At 65.0% G+C, this 21,195-nt stretch carries 18 protein-coding genes; 4 read left to right on the top strand and 14 right to left on the bottom strand.

Features of this window, described 5'->3' with window-relative positions; all coding sequences use genetic code 11:
* Nucleotides 1-96: 96 nt before the first annotated feature.
* The 3 genes from AWB66_RS14340 to aspT all read right to left on the bottom strand — a co-directional run bounded on the left by AWB66_RS14340 (nt 97) and on the right by aspT (nt 4,958).
* A complete protein-coding gene (locus tag AWB66_RS14340) occupies nt 97-1,476 on the bottom strand; it encodes a glutamate decarboxylase (protein WP_087630926.1) in 1,380 nt (459 codons plus the stop codon).
* Between the two features lie 25 nt (nt 1,477-1,501).
* Entirely contained in the window at nt 1,502-3,187 is a 1,686-nt protein-coding gene (locus AWB66_RS14345; protein ID WP_087630927.1) for a bifunctional aspartate transaminase/aspartate 4-decarboxylase, read from the bottom strand.
* Nucleotides 3,188-3,266: 79 nt separating this feature from the next.
* Complete coding sequence (aspT, locus tag AWB66_RS14350) at nt 3,267-4,958, bottom strand: aspartate-alanine antiporter (protein WP_087630928.1); 1,692 nt, start codon at nt 4,956-4,958, stop codon at nt 3,267-3,269.
* Between the two features lie 759 nt (nt 4,959-5,717).
* On the opposite strand from aspT, the gene AWB66_RS14355 reads away from it, so the two are divergent.
* The 3 genes from AWB66_RS14355 to AWB66_RS14365 are packed head-to-tail and all read left to right on the top strand — an operon-like array spanning nt 5,718 to nt 8,844.
* Nucleotides 5,718-6,272: a DUF3302 domain-containing protein gene (locus AWB66_RS14355; RefSeq protein WP_087630929.1), complete on the top strand. Its 555-nt coding sequence runs from the start codon at nt 5,718-5,720 to the stop codon at nt 6,270-6,272.
* The gene (locus AWB66_RS14360; protein WP_087630930.1) at nt 6,272-7,405 is read left to right on the top strand and encodes an HlyD family secretion protein; all 1,134 of its coding nucleotides are present in this window, start codon (nt 6,272-6,274) and stop codon (nt 7,403-7,405) included. The genes AWB66_RS14355 and AWB66_RS14360 overlap by 1 nt, the downstream gene beginning before the upstream one ends.
* Before the next feature lie 2 nt (nt 7,406-7,407).
* Nucleotides 7,408-8,844 carry an efflux transporter outer membrane subunit gene (locus tag AWB66_RS14365; protein ID WP_087630931.1) on the top strand — a complete coding sequence of 479 codons (1,437 nt, stop codon included), beginning with the start codon at nt 7,408-7,410 and terminating at the stop codon, nt 8,842-8,844.
* Nucleotides 8,845-8,872: 28 nt separating this feature from the next.
* Here AWB66_RS14365 and AWB66_RS14370 read toward each other — a convergent pair whose 3' ends face one another.
* The 8 genes from AWB66_RS14370 to AWB66_RS14405 form a co-directional block, all read right to left on the bottom strand.
* On the bottom strand, nt 8,873-10,003 hold the full coding sequence (locus AWB66_RS14370; RefSeq protein WP_235021108.1) for a porin: 1,131 nt from the start codon (nt 10,001-10,003) through the stop codon (nt 8,873-8,875).
* A 126-nt stretch (nt 10,004-10,129) separates the two neighbouring features.
* Nucleotides 10,130-11,623 (bottom strand): coniferyl aldehyde dehydrogenase, encoded by a 1,494-nt coding sequence (locus tag AWB66_RS14375; protein ID WP_235021109.1) that lies wholly within the window; start codon nt 11,621-11,623, stop codon nt 10,130-10,132.
* Nucleotides 11,624-11,637: 14 nt separating this feature from the next.
* Nucleotides 11,638-12,318, bottom strand: coding sequence for a 3,4-dihydroxy-2-butanone-4-phosphate synthase (ribB, locus tag AWB66_RS14380; protein WP_087630932.1), 681 nt, complete (start codon nt 12,316-12,318; stop codon nt 11,638-11,640).
* Nucleotides 12,319-12,353: 35 nt separating this feature from the next.
* Entirely contained in the window at nt 12,354-12,767 is a 414-nt protein-coding gene (locus AWB66_RS14385; protein ID WP_087630933.1) for a GFA family protein, read from the bottom strand.
* A 28-nt stretch (nt 12,768-12,795) separates the two neighbouring features.
* The gene (locus AWB66_RS14390; RefSeq protein WP_087630934.1) at nt 12,796-14,418 is read right to left on the bottom strand and encodes a 3-(methylthio)propionyl-CoA ligase; all 1,623 of its coding nucleotides are present in this window, start codon (nt 14,416-14,418) and stop codon (nt 12,796-12,798) included.
* 161 nt (nt 14,419-14,579) lie between these two features.
* A complete protein-coding gene (locus AWB66_RS14395; RefSeq protein WP_087630935.1) occupies nt 14,580-16,013 on the bottom strand; it encodes an MFS transporter in 1,434 nt (477 codons plus the stop codon).
* A 125-nt stretch (nt 16,014-16,138) separates the two neighbouring features.
* The gene (locus AWB66_RS14400) at nt 16,139-17,152 is read right to left on the bottom strand and encodes a flavin reductase family protein (RefSeq protein ID WP_087630936.1); all 1,014 of its coding nucleotides are present in this window, start codon (nt 17,150-17,152) and stop codon (nt 16,139-16,141) included.
* A gap of 73 nt (nt 17,153-17,225) precedes the next feature.
* On the bottom strand, nt 17,226-18,290 hold the full coding sequence (locus AWB66_RS14405) for an LLM class flavin-dependent oxidoreductase (RefSeq protein WP_087630937.1): 1,065 nt from the start codon (nt 18,288-18,290) through the stop codon (nt 17,226-17,228).
* An 81-nt stretch (nt 18,291-18,371) separates the two neighbouring features.
* On the opposite strand from AWB66_RS14405, the gene AWB66_RS14410 reads away from it, so the two are divergent.
* Nucleotides 18,372-19,313: a LysR family transcriptional regulator gene (locus tag AWB66_RS14410; protein ID WP_087630938.1), complete on the top strand. Its 942-nt coding sequence runs from the start codon at nt 18,372-18,374 to the stop codon at nt 19,311-19,313.
* A 10-nt stretch (nt 19,314-19,323) separates the two neighbouring features.
* Here AWB66_RS14410 and AWB66_RS14415 read toward each other — a convergent pair whose 3' ends face one another.
* The 3 genes from AWB66_RS14415 to AWB66_RS14425 form a co-directional block, all read right to left on the bottom strand.
* Nucleotides 19,324-19,749: a hypothetical protein gene (locus tag AWB66_RS14415; protein ID WP_087630939.1), complete on the bottom strand. Its 426-nt coding sequence runs from the start codon at nt 19,747-19,749 to the stop codon at nt 19,324-19,326.
* A gap of 53 nt (nt 19,750-19,802) precedes the next feature.
* Nucleotides 19,803-20,276: an outer membrane protein assembly factor BamE domain-containing protein gene (bamE, locus tag AWB66_RS14420; protein WP_087630967.1), complete on the bottom strand. Its 474-nt coding sequence runs from the start codon at nt 20,274-20,276 to the stop codon at nt 19,803-19,805.
* 166 nt (nt 20,277-20,442) lie between these two features.
* Nucleotides 20,443-21,195: peptidoglycan DD-metalloendopeptidase family protein (locus AWB66_RS14425; RefSeq protein WP_235021110.1), on the bottom strand; the 753-nt coding region annotated here is incomplete at its 5' end.

Consider the following 21,195-nt stretch of genomic DNA (forward strand, 5'->3'; position numbering starts at 1 on the left):
CCTGTTTCCTTTGCCCTTGCCCATGGTGTTCTCTCTTCGAGTCGTGCGCGCGTCCGCTTAACCGTCAACAGCGAGATTGCGAGCGGACGCGCCGTATCAGCACTTCGCCGCCGTGGTCTTTTCGTCGGCGTGGCCATGCAGCGTCGGCGCGGTCGCGCTGCCGCCGTGCTGCTCCAGATACTTGCACGCGCCGATGATGTCCCGCGCCAGAATCATCGCGACGTTGTGGTTGATGTGCGGCCGCACGACCACGCGCAGGCTTCTCACTTCCTGCGCATCGGGCGGCATCGAATACGCCGACAGCACCCAGCCCTTCTCGCGCACCTTGTTCGAGACGTCGAACTCGTTGAAGTTCTTCACCTTCGGATCGAGCGTGACGGCCACCACCGGAATGCGCTGCGTCTCGTTCATGATCGTGAAGTAGCCGCTTTCGACGAGCGCGTTGCGCAGCGCCACGGCGTTGTTCAGCGTGTGCGTCATGCCGCGCTTGTAGCCGTCGAAGCCGAGCCGCAGGAACTGGTAGTACTGCACGGCGATCGGCGCGGCGTTGCGGCTGAAGTTGAGCGTCGCCGTGGGCATCTCGCCACCCAGATAGTTGACGTAGAAGATCAGGTCTTCGTTGAACACCTTGCGTTCACGGAACACGACCCAGCCGAGACCCGGCGGCGTGAGGCCGAACTTGTGCCCCGACGCGTTGATCGACTGCACGCGCGGCAGCCGGAAGTCCCACTTGTAGTCGGGATACAGGAACGGATTCACGAAGCCGCCGGACGCGCCGTCGATATGCATCGGGATCGAGATGCCCGTCTTCTTCTCGTAGGCGTCGAGCCAGTCGTGGATTTCCTGGATGTCGTCGTCCTCGCCGGTGAAGGTCTGGCCCGCGATCGCGACCACGGCGATCGTGTTCTCGTCGACGAACTTGTCGAGATGCTCGGCGCTCAGCCGATAGTTGCCCGGCTTGAGCGGCACGATGCGCGGTTCGACGTCGAAGTAGCGCAGGAACTTCTTCCAGACGATCTGCACGTTGCCGCCCGTCACCATGTTCGGGCGCGTCGCGTCCTTGCCCGCCTTCTCGCGCGCCTGACGCCAGTTCCACTTGTGCGCGAGGCCCGCGAGCATGCACGCCTCCGACGAGCCGATCGTCGCCGTGCCATAAGGCTCGACGCCCTTCGGGCCGTTCCATAGCTGATGCAGCCACTTCACCATCCGCGTTTCCATCGCGAAGACTTGCGGATACATGTCATGGTCGATGTAGTTCTTGTACATGTTGCGCTTCGCGACCTCGACCGCTTCCGGCTCCGCGAAGGTCGTGACGAACGACGACATGTTCAGCATCGGATTGGTGTCGGTCCATTCCTCGCTGACGACGAGCGCGGCGGCCGCGCGCGCCGAGATGCCCGACTGCGGAAACTCGTCCTCGGGTATCGGGAGGTTGAACTCGTCGTAAGGCGTGACTTTGTCCATCGATGTGGTCATTTGCTTCTCCTGTGGAGGATGCAAGTCAGAGCACCTTGCTCCTGTCGAGCTTCTTGCCGGTTTCGGCGTTGTAGCGCTCCACGTACTCGCCGAGCAGCGTGCGGATCGCGCGGCCGATCTTCATGTAGTCGCTCTCATTGAGATTCGCGAGCGACACGCGCCCCGACGGATGCTGCGTACCGAAGCCGCGTCCCGGCAGGAGCACGACGCGCGCGTCCTTCGCGAGCCGGAACAGCATTTCCGACGTCTTCGTGTTCTTGATGAGCCACTCGACGAATTCGCGTCCATACGCGCGCTCGCCGAGGAATTCGAGGTCGAGGATCGTGTAGTAGTCGACCTTGTTGATGTCGTCGTCGTCGAAGGTGATACCGATCTCGCGATAGAGCGCCTGCTTGCGGCTGCGGATCAGGCGCTTCAACGCGTTCTTGTAGGCGTCGGGCGTGTCCATCAGCGAGAAGAGCGAGAACAGGACCATCTGCACCTGCTGGGGCGTCGAGAGTCCGGCGGTATGGTTCAGCGCGACCGTGCGGCTGTCGGCCACCAGGCGGTCGATGAACTTGAGGTTCTCCGGCTCCGTCGTGATCGACTCGTAACGTTCGTGCAGTTCGCTTTTCTGCTCCTTCGACAGCGCCGCGATCTGCTTGTCGAGCACGTTCTCGCGGTGCGTCGCGATCGCGCCGAGCCGCCAGCCGGTCGCGCCGAAATACTTCGAATACGAATACACGAGGATCGTGTTCTTCGGGCACAGCGCGAAGAGCGAGACGAAGTCGTCGGCGAAGGTGCCGTAGACGTCGTCGGTCAAGAGGATAAGATCGGGCCGCTCCTTCACGATGTCGGCGATGTATTCGAGGCTCTCCGTGTCCATCTTCACCGAAGGCGGATTGCTCGGATTCACGAGGAAGAACGCCTTCACCTTCGGGTCGCGCAGCTTGTCGAGTTCGCTCTTCGAGTATTGCCAGCCGTTCGCGACGTCCGCTTCGAGATTGACGACGTTCAGCCGGTAGTCGTTCAGGCGCGGGATTTCGATGTACGGCGTGAAGATCGGCGTGCCGAGCGCGATGGTGTCACCGGGCTTGATCAGATGGTTCTCGCGCATCGTGTTGAAGATGTACGTCATCGCGGCCGTGCCGCCTTCGACGGCGAACACGTCGAACTCGCCGATGAACGGATACGAGCCGATCATCTCGCGCCGCAGATACTGCGCGACGATGACTTCCGAGAGCTTGAGCATCCGGTCCGGCACCGGATAGTTCGATGCCAGGATGCCCTCGCACATCTCATAGAGGAAGTCGGTGGCCGAGAGGCCCATCTGGTCGCGCACATACGACACCACGCCGCGCAGAAAGTCGATGCCCGGCACGCCCTTGTTGTCGCGCGCGAAGATCTCGAAGCGCTCTACCAGCCCTTCGCGCTTCGGAAAGCCGCCGAGCCCTTCGGGCATGTGCGCGAACGAGCGCTCCGATTCGCGCATCGCGAAGAGGCCGAGCTGCCAGAAGCCGTGACGCGGAATCGTCGCGAGGAAATTCGGATTGCCGCGGCCGGCGTTGAGCATCGACAGGTTCGCCGGGCGATCCACCGCGCCGCCGCCCGCCGCCTTGATGAGTTCGTCCTTCAGTTCGAACGGGCTCAACGACGCCATCTTCGAATCGGCCGCGATGCCCGGCGCGGAGTCTGCCTTGCCCGACTTTGCTGACTTCTCTGACTTTGCCATCCAACACCTCCAGATTAGGGTGGAACTGCAAGAATCGAATTCGATGAACGGGTGAATCGCGCTGCGTCGATGCACCACGCTAGGTGAGCATCATCACGATCACCATCCCCCAGATCGTGAGCAGCGTGTTGCCGACCGCGTAGGTGACCGTATAGCCGAGACCGGGCACCTGGCTCTTCGCGGCATCGCAGATCATGCCGAGCGCCGCGGTGGTCGTGCGCGAGCCCGCGCAGATGCCGAGCAGGAGCGCCGGATGAAACTTGAACACGTACTTCGCGATGAACATGCCGAGGATGAGCGGCACCGTGGTCGCGAAGATGCCCCACAGGAACAGGCTCACGCCCAGTTGCTGCAATCCCGCGACGAAGCCGGGCCCCGCCGTGATGCCGACCACCGCGATGAACACGTTCAGGCCCACGGAATTCATGAACCAGATGGTCGGCTCGGGAATGCGGCCGAAGGTCGGATGGATCGCGCGCAGCCAGCCGAACACGATGCCCGCGATCAGCGCGCCGCCCGCCGTGGAGAGCGTGATCGGGACCGCGCCGACCTTGATGACCACCGCGCCGATCAGCGCGCCGAGCGTGATCGCGAAGCCGACGAACGCGATGTCCGCCGCACTCGACGGCCGGTCGATCACGCCGAGCGCTTTCGCGGCCGCCGTCGTGTCCTGCGTGCGGCCGACGAGCGTCACGGTGTCGCCGCGATACAGCTTGGTGCTCGGCAGCACCGGGATCTGCGTTTCGGTGGCGCCGCGCTTGATCTTGCGCAGGAACACGCCGCGCGCCGCCGGCAGCGTGGCGAGTTCCGTCAGCGTCTTGCCGTCCACGGCCTTGCTCGTGATATAGACGTCGACGCCTTCGGCCGGCACCGCGAGCAGTTCGGGATCGTCGACCTCGGCGCCGCGCGGCCCGACGATGTCGACGAGCTGTTCGCGACGTCCGCCGACCGCGACGATGTCGCCGGCCTGCAGCACATCGTCGAGCTTCGCGTCCTGTACGGTGCCCCCGCGCCGGATGCGTTCGATGAAAAGCCGCGCGCCCCCCGGTGCGCTGGCTTCCGCCTGTCCCACCGACTTGCCGACCATCGGCGCGCCGTCGGCAATCCGGTACGCGCGCAACTCGTACTTGTGCCACGCCTGACCCGCGCCGCCGACTTCTTCCTTGCCGCCGAGCGTCGCCTCGTATTCCTTGCAGGCGGCGACCAGGTCGATGCGCAGCAGCAAGGGGCCGAGCGTCGCGAGGATGATCGCCGAGCCGATCGTGCCGAAGATGTACGTGACCGCGTAGGCGGTTGGCATCGCGTCGAGCAGCGCCTTGGTTTCGCCGGGTGGCAGGCCGATCCGGTTGATGGCGTCGGTGGCGAGGCCCATCGAGGCCGAGATGGTCTGCGAACCCGCGAAGAGTCCGGCGGCCGAACCGACGGAGTAACCCGCGAGCTTCGCGGCCGCGAAGGGCGCCGCGAGGCAGAGCACGCACTGCACGACCGAGAAAAGCGCCTGCGGCACGCCGTCCTTCGCGATGCCGCGCACGAACTGCGGGCCGACGCCATAGCCGACCGCAAACAGAAACATCAGAAAGAAAACGGATTTGACGTTCGGGGAGATCGTAATTCCGAGTTGCCCGATCGCAATTGCCGCAAGCAGCGTCGCGGTGACGGCGCCGAGACTAAATCCGCGATAACTCTTGCCGCCTACCCAATACCCTATCCCAAGCGACAGAAAGATGGCGATTTCCGGATAACTGCGTAGTGTTGCGGTAAGCCATGACATACGCACTCCTTTTGGGCTGTTTTCAGGCAGCGAATTACATGGTAAACAAAATGGTGGAATAGTTGAAGTAAAAGCATCCAATGCACTCTGTGTGCACGGATACGAAACGTCGGAACCGGCACATTTACCCGATTTTCCGTGGTGCGAATAATGAAACGACCGGGCGAAACGTTGCGGCGTTTGGCATGACAAGGGTCTCCGGTCCGTATTTGTTCGACTATAGCCGATTTATCTTAGGCGCACGATTTGGACTATTCAACTTTTCCGGGCAGTTTTTTCGGTTATTGCTTACAAAAGACATCGACGAAATTTTCGGACCGGCAACAGGGATGTTCGCAAAAACGAAGCAATCTAGGTGCACGGTCACTGCGGAATTCAACATTTCTTATTACGCAACGATAATGCTGCCTACTGCCTGAAAAGGGCGAGTATAAACGCAGCTTTACTCCGGCTCTCCAAATCGTAGGACGTAAAATAGCAGTCCCGAGTTGCCGCCGTCGTTAAAGCTAATAATCAGCGCGGATTTTTTGAGGAACCGTCCGCTATATACGGAAAGGCACGCGCCATCGGCGTTTAGAACCTAATTCCGGCACGCTCATTTTCCATTTGACGCACACGTAATCTGTGTTATTGATATTAAATCCAATGAATCGAACACGTCGTTCGCAAAGTCTTCGGATTGAACCGAAAACCGAAATTCCAGCCGGCATCGCATACCGGTGCGACGCAAAGAAAGTTGTCCGGGAGGTTTGCACGACCATGAGACTGAACCTCGTCTGCTTAGCCAGCGTCGTGGTCTTTCTTCCGCGCGTCGCCGCCGCGCACGCGTCCAGCGAGACCATCGACAAGATCGCCGACTGGCTCGCCATTTTCGTCATTTGCGTCGTGCCGGTCGCGGCCGTCGCGATCCTGCTGATGATTCACGTGCTGCCCGAGAAGATCGCGGAGAAGCGCCACCATCCGCAGAAGGACGCGATCCAGATGCTGTGCTTCCTCTCGCTCGTGTTCGGCGGCCTGCTTTGGCCGATCGCGTGGCTCTGGACCTACTTCAAGCCGCTCGGCTACCGGATGGCCTACGGCACCGACAAGCACGACGACTACTTCTTGCACGCGCGGGACCTGGCGCGGCGCGGCGAACTGCCGTCCGACGAGCTCGGCTATGTCCTCGGCGAACTCGACAGCATCGCCGCCCGGCGCATCCTGCCGCCCGAGCTGCAACGCGTGCGCGACGAACTCGAAGCGCTGCAGCCGAGCGCGCCGCCGCCACGCCCGCACGACGTCGCACGCGGTGACGAGCGGAAAGGAGATGCCTGATGGAACTCCTCCTCCTCGCCTTTTACGCGTTCATTGCGTGGCTGATCTTCGGCAAGTTCAGATGGCTGCCGTGGAATATCGTCACGGGTTCGATCACGATTGTGCTGCCGATCATCGGGCTCACCGTGCTCATCCTGACGCTCAATATCGTCGCGCCCGCCTCGGAAGACGTGCGCGTGATCCGCTATGTCGTGCAGATCGTGCCGCAGGTGCGCGGCCGCGTGATCGACGTGCCGATCGCGGGGAACAAGCCCATCAAGAAGGGCGACGTGCTCTTCAGGATCGATCCGACGCCGTTCAACCTGCAGGTTAAGGCGCTCGAAGCGCAGCTCGTCAACGCGCAGGGCTCGGCGCGCAAGCTCAACGAGGACCTCTCGGCGGCGACCGCGAAAAGCGACGCCGTGCGCGCGCAGATCGATCTTGCGAAGCGGCGCGTGGTGGAGAACCGGCAACTCGTCGAGCACGGCGCCGGTGACCGCTTCGCGCTCGAACAGGCCGAGACGAACCTGAAGTCGTTTCAAGCCGACCTCGCCGCCGCGCGCGCCCAGGAAGCGCAGGTGCGCGCAGTGCTGGGCGCGACCGTCGACAACGATCAGGCCGAAGTCGCGCAGATCCGCGCACAGCTCGAATCGGCGAAATGGGACCTTTTGCAGACGACGGTCATCGCGCCAGCCAACGGCGTCGCGATCAATCTGCAACTGCGGCCCGGGTCGATCGTGACGCCGTTGCTGCAGAACCCGGCGATGAGCTTCGTCGAGGATGACTATCAGGTGATCGCGCTCTTCGACCAGAACGAACTGCGCATGGTCGTGCCCGGCGACGAGGCCGAAATCGCGCTCAAGACGATTCCCGGCAAGGTACTGAAGGCGCGCGTCGTGTCGGTCGTGTGGGCGCAGGGACAAGGCCAGCTCACGCCGAGCGGCACGCTGCCGATCACGGGCAACGAGCCGACCCCGGCCGCGCGCTTCGCGGTCCGGCTCCAGCTCGACGAAAAGGAGCGCGACGTGTTCCTCGCCGCCGGCGCGCGCGGTCACGCGGCGGTTTACACCGACCATCTCGTGGAAATCCAGATTCTGCGCAAGGTGATCATCCGCGTCGGCGCGTATATCAACTACCTCGTGCTCAAGGTGTGATCATGCGCACGCGCCGTTTTGCTCTCGCCGCGCTTTCGCTGCTGTTGTTCACGAGCGGCTGCGCGCTGAAGGACCCGCCCGACGCCGCGGCCGTCCAGCGCGACAGCATGAGCAACGCGCGCGTCCCGCCCGCGTGGACGGCCGAGGGCGCCGTGCCGGGCCCCGTGCGCGCCGACTGGATCGACGCCTTTGGCGATCCGGCGCTGAACGCGCTCGTCGCCGAGGCGATCGCGTACAACACGAATCTGCGGGTCGCGGCGGCGCGCGTCGCGCAAGCGGCCGCGCTCGTCAAGGTGGCGGGCGGCGAGCTCTATCCTGCGGTGAGTTTTCTCGCGCGCCCGGGCGGCAAGCTCGGCGGCGACGGCTCGGGCCTGAAGGGCTGGCTGCTGTCCGCGTCGTGGGAAATCGATCTCTGGGGACGCGTGCGTTACGGCGCCCGCGCGGCGGAGGACCAGTACGCGTCCGCGCAGGCCGACGCCGAGTACGCGCGGCAGTCGATTGCGGCGCTCGTCGTGAAGGCGTGGTTCGGCGCGATCGAAGCGCAACTGCAATACGCGATCGCCATCGACATGGTCGGGCACGCCGACGAACTCCGCGATCTCGCGCAGCATCGCCTGCGCGTGGGCAACGGTTCGCAGATCGACGTGAAGAGCGCGGCGATCGCGACGCAGACCTATCGCGATACCGCTCGCCAGTTGAAGCTCGCTCGCGAGCAGTCGCTGCGCGCGCTCGAACTGCTGGTCGGCCGCTATCCGTCGGCGGAAGTGGCCGTGCCCGGCGCGCTCGGACCGTTGCCGTCGATGCCGCCTTCCGGCGTGCCCGCCGACCTGCTGGAGCGCCGGCCCGATGTGATCGCGGCGCAACGGCGCATTTCGGCCGCCTTCGACCTCGCGCGCGAGGCCGACGCCGCGCGGCTGCCGCGCGTGACGCTGAGCGCGGGGCTCCTGAGTGTATCGAGTGAACTGTTTCTGCTCCAGGATCGCGACAACCCGAGCTGGAGCCTCGGCGCGGGCATTCTGGTGCCGCTCTTTCGCGGCGGCGCGCTGAAGGCACAGGCGGACTACCGGACGGCCGAACAGGATCAGGCGCTGGCGAGTTACGGACAGATCGCGCTACAGGCGTTCGGCGAAGTCGAGAACGCGCTGGCCGCCGAAGCCGCGCTGCACGAGCGCGAAGGGCTGCTCACGCGCGCCGTCGCGGACAACGCGAGTCTCTTCGACTTGCAGACCGTGCGCTACAAGGTGGGGTCCGGCGATCTGCTCGCCGTGACGCAACAGGAGCTTGCCTACGCGTCGTCGCGTTCGGGCCTCGTGCGCGTGCAGAGCGAGCAGCGCATGCAACTCGCGAATCTATATCTCGCGCTGGGCGGCGGCATCGACGCGGTATCGAACGTCGCCGATTCGGGCGGCGCGCCGGCTTCCGCCGCCGCGCCGCAATAGACGCGCCGCTTGCGAGCGGCGCGGCCGGTCAGAACAGGTGCCGCACGCCGAACATCACGGCCGTCGTCGCCATGCGCGGCGCGACCGGCTGGCCGTAGGCGATCGTCTGCGTCATCGTGCCTTTGTTGTTGACGTGACCGACTTCGCCATAGACGATCGTCGCCTTCGAGAGGCTGTATTCGGCGCCCGCCGCGACTTCGGTCGACTTGTTGGCCGAATTGTTGCGGTCCTTCAGGTAGTAGACGCCGCTCGTCACGCGGAAAGCCGGTGTGAACAGATAGCCGATACCCGCCGTGAACATGTCGATGTTGACCTGATTCGAGCGCCCCGGATTCTTGCCGTTGCTGTACGACGCCGACACCGAGAAGTCGTGCAACGTGTAGAGCGCGCCGAGATAGAACATGCGATTGTTGGCGAAGCCCGTCGGCACCGCGTTCGGCGCGGGGTTGGTGTCGTGGCCGTTGTAATACACCGCCGAGAGCCGCAACCCGTAGCCCGAATACTTCAGCACCGCCGATTCGCGCGTGTTGCCCTGGAAGCTCCCCGCGACGCCGCCCGGCGCATATTCCAGCAGGCCCTTCACGCCGCCGAAACTCGGCGATTCGTAGATGATCGCGTTGCTGTCGTACAGCGCGCCGAGCGCGCCGTTGGTGCTCGTGCCGGGCCAGCCCGCCGCCTGGTTCATGCCGAGCCACGAGGTCAGGATGCTGCCGAACCAGCGGCCGCCGCGCACGTCGGTTTCGCCCATCGCGATCGCGATCGGCGCGATCTGGCGGCCCAGGTTCACCGTCCCGAACGGACCCGAGACGCCCACGCTCGCGACCTGGTTGAACTCGCCCGAGACGCCCGGCGTGTCGGAGAGCCCCGCCCGGCCGTTACCCGGATCGAACGAGCCTTGCAGCTTGAAGTTCACGCGATACCCGCCGCCGATGTCCTCGGTGCCGGTCATGCCAAAGTTGCTCGAATAGATACCCGCATCCTTGAAGCGATACAGCTTGCCGAGATTCCTCGACGCCGGATTGAACGACGCCGCCGACGTGCTCTGGTACATCAACCCGGCGTCGACGACGCCATAAAGCGTTACCGACGATTGCGCGTGGGCCGTGCCACCGGCTGCGGCGAGCGCGGCCAGACCCATTCCTTTCCACTTCGACTTCATTTTGTCTCCTGCCTGATGTAGTTGTGTCTGAATTGCTACTTCCTGCAATCGGTCAGGCGCTTCGATGGCGCCGTCGCCGAACTCCGCTCAAAACTTTCTTGTCCGCGAGCCCTCCGCCCCTTCAGTTCACGACGGCTGGCTGCTGCGCCGCCGCGACCCGCCTTCTGCCGGCGCGGTTTCGTTCGCGGCCGGCGCGGCGCCGAGAAACATCCGCAATGCCAGCCGCTGCACGAAGTTGCCGTAGGGCGGATGAAACAGCTCGATCGGGAACCAGCGGTGCTCCGAAAACACCGACTTCGCATGCGACAGCTCGCGAAATCCTTCTTCGCCGTGATAGTTGCCCATGCCCGAGCCGCCGATGCCGCCGAACGGCATGTCGTGGTTCAGCACGTGCCAGCCCCAGTCGTTGAGGGTCATGCCGCCGGCGTGCGTGCGCTTGAGCAACGCGTCGGACTCCGCCTTGTCATGGCCGAAGTAATAGAGCGCGAGCGGCCGCGTGCCCGCCTGGATCTGCGCGATGGCAGCCTCGAAAGTGCGATAGGTGAAGACCGGCAGAATCGGACCGAAGATCTCCTCGCGTGCGATGCGCATCGCGGGCGTCACGTCGAGCACCACGTGAAGCGGCATGCGTCGGCCCCCCGAAGGCATCGGGCAGACGAAGACACTCGCGCCGTGAGCGCGCGCGTCGTCAATCAGGGCTTGCTGGCGCTCGTACGCGCGCTCGTGGATCACGGCCGCGTAGTCCTCGCTGCCCGCCGGATGCATGCGCGCGGCCGCTTCCATCACGTGGCGGGCGAACGCTCCCTCCTCGCCTTCGGGCACGAGCGCATAGTCCGGCGCCACGCAGATCTGCCCGGCGTTGACCGTCTTCCCATGCGCGATGCGGCGCGCCGCCACCGCGAGGTCGGCGGACTTCGACACCACCGCGGGCGACTTCCCGCCGAGTTCCAGCGTGACGGGCGTGAGATTGTCGGCGGCGGCGCGCATCACGTGGCGTCCCACTTCAGGCGAACCGGTGAAGACGATGTGATCGAACGGCAGCGCGCTGAACGCCCGCGCCACGGGGGCGTCGCCTTCGACGACCGCGACTTCGTCTTCCTCGAAGACCTCGGCGAGCATCGCGCGCAACGCGTGCGACGTATGCGGCGCGAACTCCGATGTCTTCACCATGCAGCGATTGCCCGCCGCGAGCGCGGTCGCGAGCGGGCCCAGCGCCAGATAGACCGGAAAATTCCACGGCACCACGATGCCGACGACGCCCTTCGGCTGATACATCACGGCGGCGCGATTGGTGAGGAACAGCCACTCCGTATGGCGCCGCGACGACTTCATCCAGCGTCGCAGGCCGCCGAGCAGGTGATTGATGTGGAGCACCGAAGGCAGCACGTCGACCATCATGGTCTCGGCGTGCGCGCGCTCGCTGAAGTCGCATTGCGCCGCCGCCGCGAGCCGTCCCGCGTGCTCGCGGATCGCCGCGCGCAAACGACGCAGCACGCCGCGCCGCTCGGCGAGTGTCGGATACGGGCGCGCCACGAACGCCGCGCGCTGACAGCCGAGAAGACTGGACAGGCCGACGCCGTGGCGCATCTCGCCGGCCGGGTGATCATCGAAAGTTGTCATCGTGAGTACCGGGTTCAGGCAGCCAAGGCGTCGCATGCGCCCGCCACCGTGTCATGCATGCGCTCGCGATACGCGATCAGGTCGCGGATCGTGACGATCGGCAGGCCGTGCTGGCGCGCGAAGGCGATCAGTTGCGGCAGTCGCGCCATGCTGCCGTCGTCGTTGACGACCTCCGCGAGCACGCCGCCCGCGCGTAAGCCCGCGAGCCGGCACAGATCGACCGTCGCTTCCGTGTGTCCCGGCCGTTCGAGCACGCCATCCGGCATCGCGCGCAACGGAAAGAGATGGCCGGGGCGGTTGAAGTCGTCCGCGCTCGCGCGCGGATCGACGAGAGCGCGGATCGTGATCGCGCGATCGGAGGCCGAAATGCCGGTCGTCGTGCCGTGCCGGCAGTCGACGGTCACCGTGAACGCGGTCTGCATCGCTTCGTTGCCGCGCGGGACCATCAGCGGCAGGCAGAGCGCGTCGAGCCGTTCGCCCGGCAGCGCGACGCACAACACGCCGCTCGTGTAGCGGACCATGAACGCGACGGCCGCGGACGTCGCGAACTCGGCGGCCATGACGAGGTCGCCTTCGTTCTCGCGGTCCTCGTCGTCCACGACCACGACGAGCGAGCCGCGCCGTATCGCCTGCAATGCGTCTTCGATGCGATCGATGTGATCGATGCCTTCGGCACTGATTGTGTCGGTCTTCATACTTTGTCTCTGCTCAAAACGGAAAGGGAACGTGCTTAAGCGTCGGGATTGCGCTCGAAGCAGACGGCACCGTCGTCGATGCTCACCCACTCCTGCGCCGACGAACGCCAGATGTGCATCTGCGGCTTCAGCCACGAGGTGTCGTCGAGCGTGCCCGCCTTTACCGCGACGACGCCCCGGTTCGCTTCCAGCTCCGTGTACAGCGGCGACCCACAGGCGCTGCAAAAGTGACGCTTCACCGCGAGACCGCTCGCGCCGACGTCGTCGAAGGTCGCGAGCGTCGCGCCCGCGACTTCGAATCCCGCCGCCGGGACGACGACGTTCATCGAGAACGCGCTGCCCGACTGCTTCTGGCAATGAACGCAATGGCAGATCGCGTTCATCAGCGGTGCCTGCGAGGATTCATAACGAACGCTGCCGCACAGGCAGCCGCCCTTGATCCGATTCATGTTTGCTCCTGTCTGACCGGTTTCATCGTCACGCGACGAACAGCACGTTCGCGTACTGACGGCGCAAGTCCATCTTCTGTACCTTGCCGGTGGCGCCGAGCGGCAGGGCGTCGAGGAAGATCACTTCGCCGGGCAGCCACCACTTCGCGACCTTGTCCGCGAGCCAATCGAGCATGTCCGTCTTGTCGACGTCGTGCCCCGGCTTTTTCACGACGAACAGCACCGGCCGCTCGTCCCACTTCGGATGCCGCGCGCCGATCACCGCCGCCATCTGCACCGCCGGATGACCGGCGGCGGCATTTTCCAGATCGATCGAACTGATCCATTCGCCGCCCGACTTGATCACGTCCTTCACGCGGTCCGTGATCTGCATGTAGCCGTCGGCGTCGATCGTGGCGATGTCGCCGGTCGGGAACCAGCCTTCGCGCAGCGCGGGCTTGTCGTCCCTGAAGTAGCTCGCCGCGATCCACGGCCCGCGCACCTGAAGCTCGCCGGCACAGGCGCCGTCGCGCGGCTGCTCGCGCCCCAGCGAATCGACGATCCGCATCTCGACGCCGAATACCGCGCGCCCCTGCTTCGCGCGCTGCGCGCACTGCTCGTCGGAGGAAAGCGCCGCGTGCTTCGGCAGCAGCGCGCCCTGCGTGCCGAGCGGGCTCGTCTCGGTCATGCCCCACGCATGCCGCACCTCGACGCCGAAGCGCTGCGTCCACATGCGGATCTGCGTCTCGGGCATCGCCGAGCCGCCGACGACCGTGCGCGTCATCGTCGTCGGCTTGAGGCCGCGCTGTTCCATGTGTTGCGCGAGACCGAGCCAGATGGTCGGCACGCCGGCGCTGCACGTCACGCGCTCGCTTTCGATCAGCTCGTAGAGGCTCGCGCCGTCGAGCTTCGACCCGGGCAGCACGAGCTTGCAGCCGTTCATCGCGGCCGCGTACGGCAGGCCCCACGCGTTGACGTGAAACATCGGCACGACCGGCAGCAGGCAGTCCCCCGCGCACAGGCCGAGCGAATCCGGCAGACTGACGGCGAAGGTGTGGAGGATCGTCGAACGGTGCGTGTAGAGCACGCCTTTCGGATTGCCCGTCGTGCCCGACGTGTAGCAGAGCGTGCTCGCGGTGTATTCGTCGAATTCCGGCCAGACGAAATCGTCCGCCGCTGCGGCGATCAGATCCTCGTAGCAGACGAGACCCGGCACGCGGCTCTCCCGCGGCATCTCCGACGCGTTGCCCATCAGGACGTAATGGCGAATCGCCGGACAGCGCGGCGCGACGGCTTCCACGAGCGGCAGGAAGCCGATGTCGAAAAACAGCACCTCGTCTTCCGCGTGATTGAGGATGTAGGCGAGCTGCTCCGGATGCAGCCGCGGATTGCACGTATGCAGCACCGCGGCGCTGCCCGACACGGCGAAATACGCTTCGAGGTGCCGGTGGTTGTTCCAGGCGAGCGTCGCGACCCGCGTCCCGTGCGCGACGCCCATCAGTTCTAGCGCGCCCGCAAGCTGACGCGCGCGTTTCGCGGCATCGCCAAAGGTGTAGCGATGGAGCGCGCCGCTCGTCTCGCGCGACACGATCTCGGTGTTGCCGAACTGGCGCTCGGCGTGCACGAGCAGCGACGAGACCAGAAGTGGCCGGTCCATCATCGATCCCAGCATGACGTTTTAGTCCTTCAGTAAATTGATTCGGTGAATTCGCGCGACGATCTTCTTCAGGCGCCAGGCGCCGGCGATCGCGCGCACGCATCCGCGCGCGGTACGCGCGGTGCGGTCATCCTCGTGACAGGGAAGTTGAAGCGATACGTCGAAACGTCAGGGCTTCAGTGCGCGACGGCAGCCGGTTTCCGGGTGTCCGGCGCAGTGTCCACAACCGGCGACGGGCGCCAGCCGGCAGCATTGCCGAGCGTCTCGCGATACGACTTGTAACCGTACCGGAAGAGCACACAGGCAATCGCGCCGAATACGAAGCACACGATGGCGATCGAGTGCCCGATCGCCGCCGGGTTGCGCAGAACGTAATCGGTCAGCACGCCGACCGCGACCGGGCCGCAGCCCGCGCCGAGCAGGTTCAGCACGCCCGTGTACAGCGCCGCGCACTGGCCGCGCATCGGCGCGGGCGTGACTTCCTGGATCGCGGACGGCCCGACGCCGAACAGGAAAAAGGAAAAGAACGACGCCAGCGCGACGAATCCGAGCGCAATGCGGCTGTCGTGGACGCTCACCATGCCGATCGTCGCGAAAGCCAGACCCGCGCCCGCCACGACCGCCACGCGCAGATAGCCATGCGCTACGCCGCGGCGCTTCCAGAAATCGCCGAGCCAACCGCTGAAGATCGCACCGAATGGGCCGATCAACGCGAGCAGCAAGCCAAGCGCCTTGCCGATCTCGGCATACTTCCAGCCGAATTCGCGGACGAAATACGTCGGCGCCCACGCGGACCAGCCATAGATGCAGGTATAGAGAAAGCCCGCGCCGAACATCAGGCACACCATTGTCCGGCGGTTCTCCGCCATGTAGCGCCTGACCGTCGCGACGGGCACGCCCTTGTGCGACGGCAGAACGGCGCTGCCCGGACCGCCTTGCTCATTTCTCGGCTCCGCCACGAACAGCATGCAGAACGCGACGACGAGGCCGGGCAGGCCGAGCGCCATGAATGTCGCCTGCCAGGGATGAAGCGCGCCGAATCCGGGCAGGACGGGCGGCGAGACCGTGAAGATGCCAAGGATCAGGCCGCCGGCAATCAGGCCTGCGCCCGAGCCGAACGAACCGCTTGCGCCGAACAGGCTCATCGCGCGGCCGCGGCGGTTGGCGGCGAACAGGTCTGCGATCAGCGAGACGGCGCCCGGCAGGAGCACCGCTTCGCCGACCGCCACGCCGATGCGCGCGAGCAGAAGATGCCAGTACTCGGTTGCAAGACCGCCGGCCGCGGTCGCGAGGCTCCACAGCGCGATGCCGATCGCGATGATGAGCCGCCGGTCGCCGCGATCGATGATGCGCGCAATCGGCAAGCCCATCAGCGCGTAGAAAGCGGCGAACGTGAAGCCGTGCAATACGCCCATCAGCGTGTCGCTGACGTGCAGCGTCGCCTGGATCGGACCGACCAGCAAGGTGAGGATCTGCCGGTCCATGATGGAAAAGATGTACGCGACCAGCAACACGCCGACCGCGTACCAGGAACGGCCCGCGCCGATTTCCGGAACGTCCCGCGCGGCGCCGGATTCGAACCGGTCCGCTTCAATGGATTCTGCTTTCATGCCTGTCTCCCCCGTTGTTTCGATCGCCTGGTTTTTTTGTGCGATCTATCGGGTCATTGTCCACTCGCGCGATCAAGCGCGAGGGACGGTGAACTTGGGTGTGCCTCGATCGATATCCGGTCCACTCAGGCGGCGTCCGACGCCACCGGATCGCGCCAGAGATGCTCGTCGCGCCAGAACTGATCGCGGCGCCAGTGGTCCGGAAGCGCTGCGCTCGTCGACTCGATCACGCGCTTGAGCAGGAGCTTGAGGACCTGCGCCTCGCGGTAGTCCAGTTCGCGCTCCGCGTCGCTCTCCGCCGCCTTCGCGATGGTCAGCAACTCGATGGCGTAGGACCGGCCCGCTTCCGTGAAGCGCACGACGCGCTTCTCGGCCTGCGCGTTCGCTTCCACCGCGACGATGCCGCGCACAACGAGCGCTTCGACGTCCTCTGGCGTGACCCGGAAGCCCGAGATCGACACCAGCTTGTCGAGTTCTTCGATCGTGCGACCCTCGCCCATGCTGAGCACGGTGAGGATGTTGTAGTCGACGTCCCGCAGGCCGTGGCCGTTCAGATTATTGCGCACCGGTACGAGCAATTGATAGTAGGCGCGCGCGAGCAGAAATCCGAGCCAGCCGTCGCCGAAACTCGACGCAGTGTGTGCCGCCGCTTCGCCCTTTTTCATCACGAGGCCGTAGTTGCCGCCGTGGAAGATGAGCGGCGCGTGATCGAAACTGTCGAAGTTCATCACCTCGCCGACGAAGATCACGTGGTCGCCGCCTTCGTAGCGATGCACCACACGGCATTCGAAGCGCGCGGAGCAGCCGCCGAGCAACGGCACGCCGCCGTGACCGCGCGTGAGTGCGCAGCCGGCGAACTTGTCGGTGCCGCTCTTCGAGAACTGGTTCGACACCGCTTCCTGATCGGCGGCAAGGATATGCACTGCGAAGTGGTCGGTCGCCGCGAAAACCGGCAGGCTGGACGACTTCTTGCCGAGGCTCCAGAGGACCATCGGCGGGTCCATCGACACCGAGTTGAAACTGTTCGCCGTGAGACCGTAGTCCAGGCCGTCCGTGCCTTGCGTCGTGACGACGGTCACGCCCGTCGTGAACGAGCCGAGCGCCTTGCGGAACTGGCGCGCGTCGATTTGCGTTGTCATGCTTTGTCTCCTGCTTCATGCCCCGGCCTTTTGATTTTTTTTAGCCGGGGACGCCATGCTTGGTTGGGTTGGGTCAGCGCATCAGAAGCGGCATGACGAGACGCCCGAAGCGCTCGGCCTCTTCGTGGTGCGGATAGCCCGAGAGGCAAAAGCCGCTGCAGCCCACTTCGATGAACTCGCGCAGTTGCGCGGCCACCTGTTGCGGATTGCCGACCACCGCGACGCCCGCGCCGGGCCGCACTTCGGTGATGCCGGTCCACAGATGCGGCGTCATCTTGCTGCCGACCGTTTTCGACAATTCCTGTTGCCGTTGGTTGGCGACCGAATTCATGTTCGCGCTGATGTCCTTCACCTGGTCCTTCCAGCCGTCGGCTCCGGATACCAGATCGTGCGCAGCCTTCCACGCTTCATCTTCGGTCTCGCGGCACACGATCTGCAGGCGCATCGCGAAACGCAGTTCATTCTCGCGGCCGTATTTGGCGGCACGCGCGCGCATTTCCTTGATCTGCTCGCCGATGCGCTCCGGATAGTCGCCCCAGAACAGGTGCACCGCCGAATGACGCGCGGAAATTTCCGCCGCCTGTTCGGAGCCGCCGCCGAGGAAGAACGGCGGAAACGGCTTTTGCACCGTCTTCGGAATGATGGTCGGCTGGTCGACATGGTAGTACTTGCCGCTGAACTGGACCTGCTCCTCGGACAGCAGCCGCTTGATCAGCACGACTTCTTCCTCGAGCTGTTCGTAGCGCGCTTCCTTCGATGCGAACTGGCCTTCCGCGACGGCATCCTTCTCGCTCAGACCGGCGATCAGGTTCATGTAGATGCGTCCCTGCGACAACTGGTCGAAGGTCGAGATCATCTTGGCCTGCGCGACCGGATGGATGAAGCCCGGCTTCATCGCGACGAGCGCCTTCAGCTTCTTCGTGCGGCTCACGACGAACGAAGCCGCGACCCACGCGTCCCAGCAATGCGCCGAGACCGGGACCAGGATGTAATCGAAACCGGCGTTTTCGGCGGCCATCGCGACGCGCTCGAAATGGTCCATCGACTGGGGAAAGGCTTTCGAGGCATCGCCGAATGCGCTCGTGTCGCCGATGGTCGGGCAGAACCAGCCCATCGACAGGGGTGTCTTGCTACTCATGTTCGTCTCCTTGGTTGCGGCTTTTTTGCTATATGAACAGGAGCAGTCTTATAAGTAAAATGAAGTGTTATTATTCAATGCATGCACAAAGTTAATATCGCCAGCTTCGATCTGAACCTGCTTTCGATATTCGTGATGCTGTGGGAGACACGCAGCGTCACGCGGGCAAGCGACCGCCTCGCGCTGACGCAACCTGCCGTGAGCCACGCGCTGCGGCGTCTGCGCGATGGAGTCGGAGACGAGTTGTTCGTGAATGCGAAAGGCGGGCTCGTGCCGACCGCGCGCAGCGAAGCGCTGATCGGCCCGGTCCGCGAGGCGCTGGAAAAGATCGGGCTTGCGCTAAAGGGTCAGGAAGCGTTCGTGCCGTCGCTTGCCGTGCGGCAGTTCAACATCGCGGCGGGCGATCTGGTCGAGTTTTCGATCGTGCCGCAACTGGTCGAGCATCTTGGAAGGGAAGCGCCGGGCATCGTCGTGCGGATGCATCCCGTGCCGGAGGGCGACCTGGCGCTGGCGCAACTGGCATCGGGCGAAGTCGATACGATCATCGGCGGCCAGCCGCAGAAGGGCATGGGCGTGCACAACGAAACGCTCGCGGAGATCAGGCTCGCGACGCTCGTCTGGAAACAGGAAAAGCTCAGGAGCCGCCGTTTCCCGCTCGATCTTTATCTGGACCGACCGCATGTGATCATCCAGATGCCGCCGCGGCAGGAATCGGTCGTCGAACAGACGCTCTCGAGCCTAGGCCTGCAGCGGTCTATCGGCGCGGTGGTGCAGAACTTCATGGCGATGCCGATCATCGCGGCGCGCACGGGCTATATCTGCAACGTGCCGAGCCGCATGGCCGGTGCGTTCGCCGAGCGCTTCGGCCTGTCCGTGCACGAGCCGCCGGTCGACTTCGCCGCGACGCCGCTCTACATGTCGTGGCACAAGCGGTTCGAGGCGGACCCGGCGCACGCCTGGCTGATGCAGCAGATACGGGACATGGCGCAGGAACCGGCGGCAGGCGGCCCGCCCGGCAAATGAGTCAGGTGGGCTAGCGGCGTTGGACGTCCGACACTTCGTCGTAGACACGCTCGCGCACGCAATCCAGACACCATTCACGTTCGATCGCGTCCGGGCGCGCTTCCCACACATGCCCGAACGCGCACCGCCAGCGCAGCGGCGTGTGGGCATCGGCGTGGGATTCCGACAGGAGCGCGCCACCGCGCAGCGCTGCGAATTCGCGCAGGCGCTGCGTCTCCAGCTCGCGACGTTGCGAAGCGCAGTTCATGCAGCGCACGTTCTGTACGACGCTCAAGGCGTCGTCCCAGGCGTGGCCGCGTGTGCAGTCCCACGAAACGTCGGGCTTCGCGGCGGTCTTCTTGGCACGCGCTTCCCGGTACTGTCCCGCCTGTTCCATCAGCAGACGACGCTCGCGCACCGTATGTCTGAAATGATTGCAATAGATCTTGTGGTCCATCGTCCCGCCAGAGTTCCTGCCATCGACACCCGGGTCGCTGATCCGTCGCGCCTTCAGTGCTTGCCGCCGCCCTCTGCTTCCGAGCGCGATGTCGTCGTCACGATGCCGTCGGGGCCGAAGTGCGCGTTGAACATCGCGTCGCGCGTCACGCCGCCCTCTTCCCAGTGCCAGCTCCAGACGCGCTCCTTCTTGAGCGGATACTCGGCCACGGTGGTCGGCTTGCCGAGCAGACGCCGCACTTCGTCCTGCGTCATGCCCGGCCGCACTTTCGCGATGTTCTCGGCCGTCAGCACCTGCGTGACCGCGACGAAGCGGCCGTTCGCATCGAGATCGACCATGTAGGTCGCCGTGCCCGCCGGACCGCGCGGGTATTCGAGCCGCTTCGAACCGTCCGTGAACGTGCGCGCGGTTTCGGGTTCGCCCATCTGGTCGCGGATCTCGGCTTCGGTCGTCACGCCCGGCTTCAGGTCCTTCAACAGCAAGGCATCCGGCTTCACCGAATTGAAAAACGACTTGAGCTTGTTCATGACGTCATCGCCTTGCTGCTGGTCGCAGCCGGTCAGGAGCGACGCCGCGCAAAGCACGGCAAGCGCGATTCTTTTCACGAGCGGCCTCCTTGCCGTCTGGTTCGATCGGGTTCAATCTGATTTCACTGTGGTTCGCATCGCCGCGCGCGAGGTGCGGCGCGGGTCGTCACTTCAGGAGCGGCACCGGATCGACCGCCTGACCCGACTTGCGCAGCTCGAAGTGAAGCACGGCCTTGCCGTCCGGACCGGTGCCCATGTCGGCGATGGTCGTGCCCTGCTTCACCGAATCGCCTTCGTGCACGAGCAGCTTGCTGTTGTGCGCGTAGGCCGTGAGGTAGTCGCCGCCGTGTTTCACGATGATCATCTGGCCGTAAGCGCGCAGCCCGCTTCCCGCATAGACCACCTTGCCTGGCGCCGCGGCCTTCACGGGCGACCCGACCTTGCCCGAGATATCGATGCCCTTGCTGCCGCTCGCGCCGAACTTCGTGACGACGTCGCCCTGGGTCGGCCACGCGAGCGAAATGCCCTTGCCGCTCGCTTCCGGCTCGGCGGCCGATGGCTCGGGCGCCGGCCTGGCCGAAGCTGTCGCGGAAGGCGCGGGTGTCGTGGCGGCCAGCACCGGCGGCTGCGCCGGCTTTGCCGTGGCGGGCGCCGCGGCGGACTTGCTCCAGTCGTCGGTGGCGGCGAGCGCCGCGCCCGGCGGCGCGATGCGCAGCAACTGGTCGATGTTGACCTGCCGGCTCTCCGGCAGGTTGTTCCACTTGACGATATCGGCCGGCTTCTGCTTGTACGTGCGCGCGATGCCAAAGAGCGTATCGCCCGGCCTCACGCGATAGAACCCCGGCCCGGCCGGCGCCAAGGCAGGCGCTGCCGAGGCGAGCGGCGACGCGGGCGCAGGCGCCGCCGACGTGCCGGCGGG

The sequence above is a fragment of the Caballeronia telluris genome, assembly GCF_001544495.1.
Taxonomy (GTDB): Bacteria; Pseudomonadota; Gammaproteobacteria; order Burkholderiales; family Burkholderiaceae; genus Caballeronia; species Caballeronia telluris.

Bases quoted from the DNA above. Each gene is read 5' to 3' on its own strand.
- AWB66_RS14340 (WP_087630926.1), bottom strand. From the start codon at position 1,476: ATGACCACATCGATGGACAAAGTCACGCCTTACGACGAGTTCAACCTC.
- AWB66_RS14345 (WP_087630927.1), bottom strand. From the start codon at position 3,187: ATGGCAAAGTCAGAGAAGTCAGCAAAGTCGGGCAAGGCAGACTCCGCG.
- aspT (WP_087630928.1), bottom strand. From the start codon at position 4,958: ATGTCATGGCTTACCGCAACACTACGCAGTTATCCGGAAATCGCCATC.
- AWB66_RS14355 (WP_087630929.1), top strand. From the start codon at position 5,718: ATGAGACTGAACCTCGTCTGCTTAGCCAGCGTCGTGGTCTTTCTTCCG.
- AWB66_RS14360 (WP_087630930.1), top strand. From the start codon at position 6,272: ATGGAACTCCTCCTCCTCGCCTTTTACGCGTTCATTGCGTGGCTGATC.
- AWB66_RS14365 (WP_087630931.1), top strand. From the start codon at position 7,408: ATGCGCACGCGCCGTTTTGCTCTCGCCGCGCTTTCGCTGCTGTTGTTC.
- AWB66_RS14370 (WP_235021108.1), bottom strand. From the start codon at position 10,003: ATGAAGTCGAAGTGGAAAGGAATGGGTCTGGCCGCGCTCGCCGCAGCC.
- AWB66_RS14375 (WP_235021109.1), bottom strand. From the start codon at position 11,623: ATGACAACTTTCGATGATCACCCGGCCGGCGAGATGCGCCACGGCGTC.
- ribB (WP_087630932.1), bottom strand. From the start codon at position 12,318: ATGAAGACCGACACAATCAGTGCCGAAGGCATCGATCACATCGATCGC.
- AWB66_RS14385 (WP_087630933.1), bottom strand. From the start codon at position 12,767: ATGAATCGGATCAAGGGCGGCTGCCTGTGCGGCAGCGTTCGTTATGAA.
- AWB66_RS14390 (WP_087630934.1), bottom strand. From the start codon at position 14,418: ATGCTGGGATCGATGATGGACCGGCCACTTCTGGTCTCGTCGCTGCTC.
- AWB66_RS14395 (WP_087630935.1), bottom strand. From the start codon at position 16,013: ATGAAAGCAGAATCCATTGAAGCGGACCGGTTCGAATCCGGCGCCGCG.
- AWB66_RS14400 (WP_087630936.1), bottom strand. From the start codon at position 17,152: ATGACAACGCAAATCGACGCGCGCCAGTTCCGCAAGGCGCTCGGCTCG.
- AWB66_RS14405 (WP_087630937.1), bottom strand. From the start codon at position 18,290: ATGAGTAGCAAGACACCCCTGTCGATGGGCTGGTTCTGCCCGACCATC.
- AWB66_RS14410 (WP_087630938.1), top strand. From the start codon at position 18,372: ATGCACAAAGTTAATATCGCCAGCTTCGATCTGAACCTGCTTTCGATA.
- AWB66_RS14415 (WP_087630939.1), bottom strand. From the start codon at position 19,749: ATGGACCACAAGATCTATTGCAATCATTTCAGACATACGGTGCGCGAG.
- bamE (WP_087630967.1), bottom strand. From the start codon at position 20,276: ATGAACAAGCTCAAGTCGTTTTTCAATTCGGTGAAGCCGGATGCCTTG.